This is a genomic window from Psychrobacter sp. Ps7, assembly GCF_022129225.1.
GTDB classification, from domain to species: domain Bacteria; phylum Pseudomonadota; class Gammaproteobacteria; order Pseudomonadales; family Moraxellaceae; genus Psychrobacter; species Psychrobacter immobilis_A.
On sequence record NZ_JADQAH010000064.1, the window covers coordinates 1 to 6,315 of the forward strand.

Annotated in this window: 6 protein-coding genes; 4 read left to right on the forward strand and 2 right to left on the reverse strand. The window is 41.5% G+C overall.

What is annotated here, in order from left to right; genetic code table 11:
- The first annotated feature begins 286 nt into the window (after positions 1 to 286).
- A complete protein-coding gene (locus I3257_RS13870; RefSeq protein WP_201599953.1) occupies positions 287 to 1,195 on the forward strand; it encodes a hypothetical protein in 909 nt (302 codons plus the stop codon).
- A 265-nt stretch (positions 1,196 to 1,460) separates the two neighbouring features.
- Here I3257_RS13870 and fumC read toward each other — a convergent pair whose 3' ends face one another.
- Positions 1,461 to 2,864, reverse strand: coding sequence for a class II fumarate hydratase (gene fumC, locus I3257_RS13875; protein ID WP_238050135.1), 1,404 nt, complete (start codon positions 2,862 to 2,864; stop codon positions 1,461 to 1,463).
- Between the two features lie 210 nt (positions 2,865 to 3,074).
- On the opposite strand from fumC, the gene I3257_RS13880 reads away from it, so the two are divergent.
- From I3257_RS13880 to I3257_RS13890, 3 genes are all read left to right on the forward strand, one after another.
- Positions 3,075 to 3,725 carry a 5-formyltetrahydrofolate cyclo-ligase gene (locus I3257_RS13880; protein WP_238050136.1) on the forward strand — a complete coding sequence of 217 codons (651 nt, stop codon included), beginning with the start codon at positions 3,075 to 3,077 and terminating at the stop codon, positions 3,723 to 3,725.
- Positions 3,725 to 3,973: a hypothetical protein gene (locus tag I3257_RS13885; RefSeq protein WP_238050137.1), complete on the forward strand. Its 249-nt coding sequence runs from the start codon at positions 3,725 to 3,727 to the stop codon at positions 3,971 to 3,973. Before I3257_RS13880 ends, I3257_RS13885 begins: the two co-directional genes overlap by 1 nt.
- Positions 3,974 to 4,114: 141 nt before the next feature.
- Positions 4,115 to 4,552, forward strand: coding sequence for a hypothetical protein (locus I3257_RS13890; RefSeq protein ID WP_238050138.1), 438 nt, complete (start codon positions 4,115 to 4,117; stop codon positions 4,550 to 4,552).
- A gap of 92 nt (positions 4,553 to 4,644) precedes the next feature.
- Here the strand turns inward: I3257_RS13890 and I3257_RS13895 are convergent, their stop codons facing one another.
- Positions 4,645 to 6,006 carry a Na+/H+ antiporter family protein gene (locus tag I3257_RS13895; RefSeq protein WP_238050139.1) on the reverse strand — a complete coding sequence of 454 codons (1,362 nt, stop codon included), beginning with the start codon at positions 6,004 to 6,006 and terminating at the stop codon, positions 4,645 to 4,647.
- Positions 6,007 to 6,315: the final 309 nt, after the last annotated feature.

Sequence of the window (6,315 nt, forward strand, 5' to 3'; positions counted from 1 at the left end):
TTTGCGATAGTCTATTGAATAAGTCATCGTTTATTTCATTAAATGCAATTGTTAATAGGGTTGTATCGGTTTTATTTGGATTAGACTATAGAAAAGCCGAGCATTTTGCTTGGCTTTTTCTTTGATATGAGACTAATATTAGGACGTTGCATTACACGCCTGTGAGCTATCTCTCAATTACTCTGAATTTATGTTTGCTTATTTTTGAGGCTGTTATTATTATGAAATTTAACTAATCTCTCAAAAATCATGGCTAATAGTCAGACTCTAAAAAATAAGACAACTTATGGAAGACGAACAAGAAAAAAATGGTTTAATATCTAAAAGAGAAAAACCTGTAGTACCAGAACCTTATTCTTTTTCAGAAGAAATAAAAAACAGGGAAAGCTGGGCAAAGATAGCAATAGCGATTATATTAACGGCTTTGGTGTCGTACAAGATAGCTACTATTGACGCTAACCTAGACTTCTCAAACTTTAATTTCAGTTTCACAGACCTACTCTCTTTAATACTTGCAATTTTTGCGATTTCTATGTCTGTAGCCCTTTATTTTAAGGCAACAGACACAAGCAATAGGTTCTACGATAACACCTTTAAATTCACAAAGGACATTTCAGAAATACTTGGACGCATAGAGGCTGGATTCGGAGCGAGGCTAAAAAATCTAGATGAAGGTTATTCAGGTCTTAGAGACAGCTTCCAAGGTAGCATAGGTAGTTCTGAAGAAATAGATGCTAGTAAAATTGAATTGGAAAAAGAGATTGCAGAAAAAAACCAGATTTTATCGGATCTTATTGACCAAACAAAATTGAGCGAAGACGAAAAAACAGAAGTGCTTCATAGCCTTCAAAGTAAAGAACGCGAAATCTTAAATTTAACTAAAGAACTTAAATTTCTTAAACACAAAATCCAGAACAACGAAAGATCAATAGAAAGTACCTTAATTAATAAAGTACCACCTTCTATGAGAAAAATTGTTTTTAACATTTTAGAGTCTAGCGATATTCCTATTCATCGCGTTGCCGATTTACCAATAGAACTTCTCAGAAACATACTGATTTTTGATAGAAGAATGTACTCTGCATCTACTCAAAAATTATTATTTAAATACGGGATAATCGATGATAGTGGGAGCTTTACAAACGAAGGTTTGCAATATATTAGAGCGCTAGCAAAAGATAGTTTACCATTCTGAACGAGCACAGCAATGAATATACTTCCAAATACAATCATGTATGAAAACTCATATTGACTCAATTTATATTAGTTAAACGCAGATAGTTTTAGAATAAATCCAAGACCAAAAAGAGACCTTGCCACATGACGTGACAAGGTCTTTTTTATTTCTAAATTCTCAGTGGAACAAATATGACGCTGCTACAAGAAAGACGAGTGCAAATGGTACTGCTCATACATTAAGCAAGTCTGACACCGTAGCAGTTCATCATTTGGTCTACTGCTTACTTAGGATTTACCATATCAGCAGGAATTACCCACTCATCAAACTGTGCTTCAGTTAATAGCTCTAACTCAACTGCAACTTGCTTCAAGGTTTTGTTTTCTTTGTAAGCCGTCTTAGCGATTTTCGCAGCATTCTCATAACCAACATGACGGTTAAGCGCAGTGACCAGCATCAATGAATTGTGCAAGAAGTCATCGATTTTATCTTTTACTGGCTCGATACCAACCGCACAGTTTTCGTTGAAGCTGTTGCACGCATCGCCAAGTAGTTTGACAGATTGCAACAAGTTGAAGGCAATTACTGGCTTATAAACGTTAAGCTCAAAGTTACCTGACGCGCCTGCCATGCTGATAGTGACGTCGTTACCCATCACTTGTGCCACAACCATGGTCATTGCTTCTGACTGCGTTGGGTTCACTTTACCCGGCATGATAGACGAGCCTGGCTCGTTCTCTGGAATGGTCAATTCGCCTAGACCACAACGAGGCCCTGATGCCAACCAACGTACGTCGTTAGCGATTTTGTTCAAGCTGCCCGCTAGCGTTTTTAGTGCGCCTGAAGCAAATACTTCGGCATCACGAGCGGCTAGTGCTTCAAATTTATTCGGTGACGTGACAAATGGCAAGCCTGTTAACTCAGCCAATTGCTCAGCTGATTTTACTGCATAATCAGGATGGGCGTTTAGACCCGTACCAACCGCTGTACCGCCTAGTGGCAATTCGTATAAGCCTTGTAGCGCATTGTCGATACGAGTCAACGAATGGTCAAGTTGGCTGACATAACCGCTAAATTCTTGACCTAAAGTCAAAGGCGTGGCGTCTTGTAAGTGGGTACGACCGATTTTAACAATGCTATCGAACTCTTTGGCTTTGGCATCTAGCGTATCGCGTAATGCTTTTACTGCTGGGATAAGCAGGCTGTTGATTTCACGAGCAGCGGCAACACGAATCGCCGTTGGGAAGCTGTCGTTGGTAGACTGTGCATGGTTTACATGATCATTTGGGTGAATTGGCGTGTAGCTGCCACGCTTATTGCCAGCAATTTCGTTGGCACGGTTGGCCAATACTTCGTTCATATTCATGTTTGACTGCGTACCAGAACCCGTCTGCCAGACGACCAACGGGAACTGATCGGTCAGACCACCATTGATGATTTCATCAGCGGCTTGCACGATTAAATCGCGCTTATCGCCTTCGATACGCTCAAGGCTCGCATTGGTAATCGCAGCGGCTTTTTTGACCAGTGCCATTGCTTCAATCATCGGACGCGGCAAAGTCTCGCCACCGATTTTGAAGTTCTCACGGCTACGCTGGGTTTGTGCACCCCAATAAGCGTCAGCTGGAACTTCCACGTTGCCCATGGTGTCTTTTTCGGTACGAGTTGCCTGATTCTGTGTCGACATAACTACCCTCTTTACTGGTTTGTTGTTAAATAACTGAACGATAAAAAGTGCAACAGCTGCTGCACATAAAGGAGAATACGATGTAAAGTGGCGTTATGATAGCATGACTACGACCCGTTGAATATTGACAAATAGCCATTGCTAACGTCTAAAAGCAGCTGTCATTATCAAACTCATAACCAAACTCACAAACTAGCGGATAGTATAGATATGCATCCTGAACCAAAAAACGCAGCGTCAGAGGAATCAGCCGTTAGCAACCCGCCCAGACGACACTTTACTCGCCAGCGCCGCCAACTAACTGACAGTGCGCGCAGAAATATGGGGCAAGCAGCGAGCTTGCATTTGAGCAAACTACAACAGCGATTACCAAAAAATGCGCGCATTGGCTTATATTACGATGGTTTTGGCGAGCTACCCACTCAGCCTCTGTTGGACTGGTGTCAACGCTTAGGCTATTTACCTTACTTGCCCGTTGTCGGCTCACTTGGCCGTACCAGCAATGGCTTTGAGGATAAACGATTGCGTTTTGTCCCTGTCTATCACTCAAAGCTACTTAATATACCGACACGTATACATCGGTTAGGGATGAAGCAAAACCATCATCGCCGTCTACTTTGGGCGCGAGAATTGGATGTCATTATCTGTCCGTTAGTAGCAGTAGATAAAGATGGTAATCGTATGGGTATGGGTGGCGGCTTTTATGATACGACCCTTGGCAAAAGCTATCGGTCAGGCGCTAAAAAGCCATTAAAAATTGGCTGGTGTTATGACTTCCAAGTAGTCGAACAATTACAGCGGCAACCGTGGGATGTGCCACTAGATGGCTTAATTACACCAAGCGGCATAAGGTGGTTTTAATGAAAGAGGATAAGCAAGCGATGGATACTAACTCTAGCGCTGATCATGTGGACGAGTATTTGCAAACGTTAGGTAGCGAGGACGCTAGAGAGTTGCGTTACTACAGTCAAGAGCAGTCTTTTAGCGCTGATGAGCTAGCACGGCTTATTAATGAAGAACGCTTGAATGAACTGATGGCGCAAAGCGATGCGTTTTTGCGTGGTTTGAATGATGGGATAAAAGATTTTGATAAAAGTACAGGTAACTAAGAAATCACCAACTGGTCAATTGAAGAGCTACTCTATTAGTAACCTCTTGATATACTACATGATATGGACTATTGTTTATTTTTAAATTATGAAATATAATTACTGTAAATAATTATCATTACAACACTGGTTCAATCTACCATGAATAAAGCAAAAAAAGAGTTCATGTCACCCGCTTCATTACAAGTCTGCTTTTACTTTTGGGTAATTATGTTGTTTCTCACACCAGCTGCTTATATTTATGATTACAATGATTTTGATATTGCCGAGCTGAGAAGTTTTTCTTTTGCGTTAGTTGCATTTTATACTTTTGCATTGACAACTTATATTGAAATAAAACGAATAAGGCAGCCTAATAATATATTTTTTCACCGCTTTATTGCCATAATTTCTCCTATAGTCTTATTAATTTTGCTAGTTTTATTTGGTTTATCAATCATAGACTACAGTAATGGCAATCTAAAACTAGATCGGATTTATGATCCTGTGATTGAGTTATTTTTTCTATACCTTTTATCTAAAGGTATAAAAGGCTTGAAACAAGGCTCAAGCAACGAAAAGATACCATTGCTCTCTTAAGATTTTTCCTAATTAAATGATTTTAAAAAACCAAAAAGACGCTTAGCAAAGCGTCTTTTTTCATTGTCTTATAATTTAAGTATTTTAAAACCTTACAACACCATCGCCGCAATCCAGCCAAATACCAATAACGGAATATTGTAATGCAAGAATGTCGGCACCACACTGTCCTTGATATGGTCATGCTGACCGTCGATATTTAGACCAGAGGTGGGTCCAAGAGTCGAATCTGATGCTGGAGAACCTGCATCGCCCAACGCGCCAGCCGTACCAATAATCGCCACGGTTGCCAATGGCGAAAACCCTAACGAAATACATAGCGGCACATAAATTGCGGCCAAAATAGGAATCGTTGAGAATGACGAACCAATACCCATGGTCACAATTAAACCAATTAACAGCATAATAAATGCAGCTATCGCTTTATTACCTGCGAATAATGACGCGGCACTATCAACTAATGGCTGAATCTGCTCAGTCGCTTTCATAACTTCCGCAAAGCCTTGCGCGGTAATCATAATAAAGCCAATCATTGCCATCAATTTGATACCGTCATTAAAGACTGTATCGGCTTCACTCCATTTAACGACGCCCGTTGCCATAAAGACGCCAAAGCCAAACATCGAGCCAAGCAAAAGTGAGTCGGTATACATCTGCACCACAAATGCCGTTACAATTGCGGCAAGCGCCACCAATGTTTTCATCTTGCTTTGTGTTTGCACACTAGCTGCGGTTTTGCTTAACGCGTCACCCTCTAACACTTCATCATGCGCAGCTTTATCGATTGCTAGCTGCTGATACTGGCGCGGTTTACGGTAGCTGATAAATACGGCGACGAGTAAGCCTACAAACATACCCAAAGCCGGAATTGCCATGGCTTTGGTGACTGAGATGTTACTGATATCAATGCCTGCTTCGCCGACGTTTTTCAGCATGATTTGATTGAGATAAATATCGCCAAAACCATACGGAATAAACATGTAAGTAGTCACAAGACCAAAAGTCAGCAGACAAGCAATTAAACGTCTATCAATGTGCATGCGATTGAAGGCGAGCAATAATGGCGGTACTAGCAATGGAATAAAGGCAATATGAATAGGGATTAAGTTTTGGCTGAAGCAGCTCATGGTGATTAAACCTGCAAACAGCATGTATTTAATCATGCCACTGGTGCCGCCCGCATCAATGCGTTTGATCACCGCCCCTGCCAGTGACTGTGGCAATCCTGAATGCGCAATCGCTACTGCAAAAGCACCCAATAAGGCATAAGACAGCGCGATTTGCGCGCCATTACGGATACCTTCTTGAAAAGCATTTAAGGTATCGGTCATACCAAGACCCGCAATCAGCCCACCTGCCAGCGCCCCGATTAATAAACTGAGCACCACGTGTACCCGCGCTAAAGACAGCCCTAGCATGATGACTACCGCTAGTAGCACCGCATTGATGGTCATATTCTCGCCCCTTACCCTATGTTTTGTGGCCCGCTATTGTCACATTGCCGACCTATTTATTTCGCCCTAGCGTTTTAACTCACACGTTAATCCATATAGTTGCTATTTGAACGGAGCGGTTAAGACGCGCGTCATTTTACCTGATTTTAGCCATAAAGCCCACGCGCAAAACCTAGCAGACATCAGCGACAATGCAAATAAAGGCGCAATATTCTCCTTGCGGTTGGTCATATAGCCTTGCAATTTCATTTAGCAGCACCATTTATCTAAACATGAACCACTAACTTGACTTTACAAGTCTGGTGAACG

Excerpts from the sequence above, each read along its gene's own strand:
- I3257_RS13870 (WP_201599953.1), top strand. The coding sequence starts at position 287 with ATGGAAGACGAACAAGAAAAAAATGGTTTAATATCTAAAAGAGAAAAA.
- fumC (WP_238050135.1), bottom strand. The coding sequence starts at position 2,864 with ATGTCGACACAGAATCAGGCAACTCGTACCGAAAAAGACACCATGGGC.
- I3257_RS13880 (WP_238050136.1), top strand. The coding sequence starts at position 3,075 with ATGCATCCTGAACCAAAAAACGCAGCGTCAGAGGAATCAGCCGTTAGC.
- I3257_RS13885 (WP_238050137.1), top strand. The coding sequence starts at position 3,725 with ATGAAAGAGGATAAGCAAGCGATGGATACTAACTCTAGCGCTGATCAT.
- I3257_RS13890 (WP_238050138.1), top strand. The coding sequence starts at position 4,115 with ATGAATAAAGCAAAAAAAGAGTTCATGTCACCCGCTTCATTACAAGTC.
- I3257_RS13895 (WP_238050139.1), bottom strand. The coding sequence starts at position 6,006 with ATGACCATCAATGCGGTGCTACTAGCGGTAGTCATCATGCTAGGGCTG.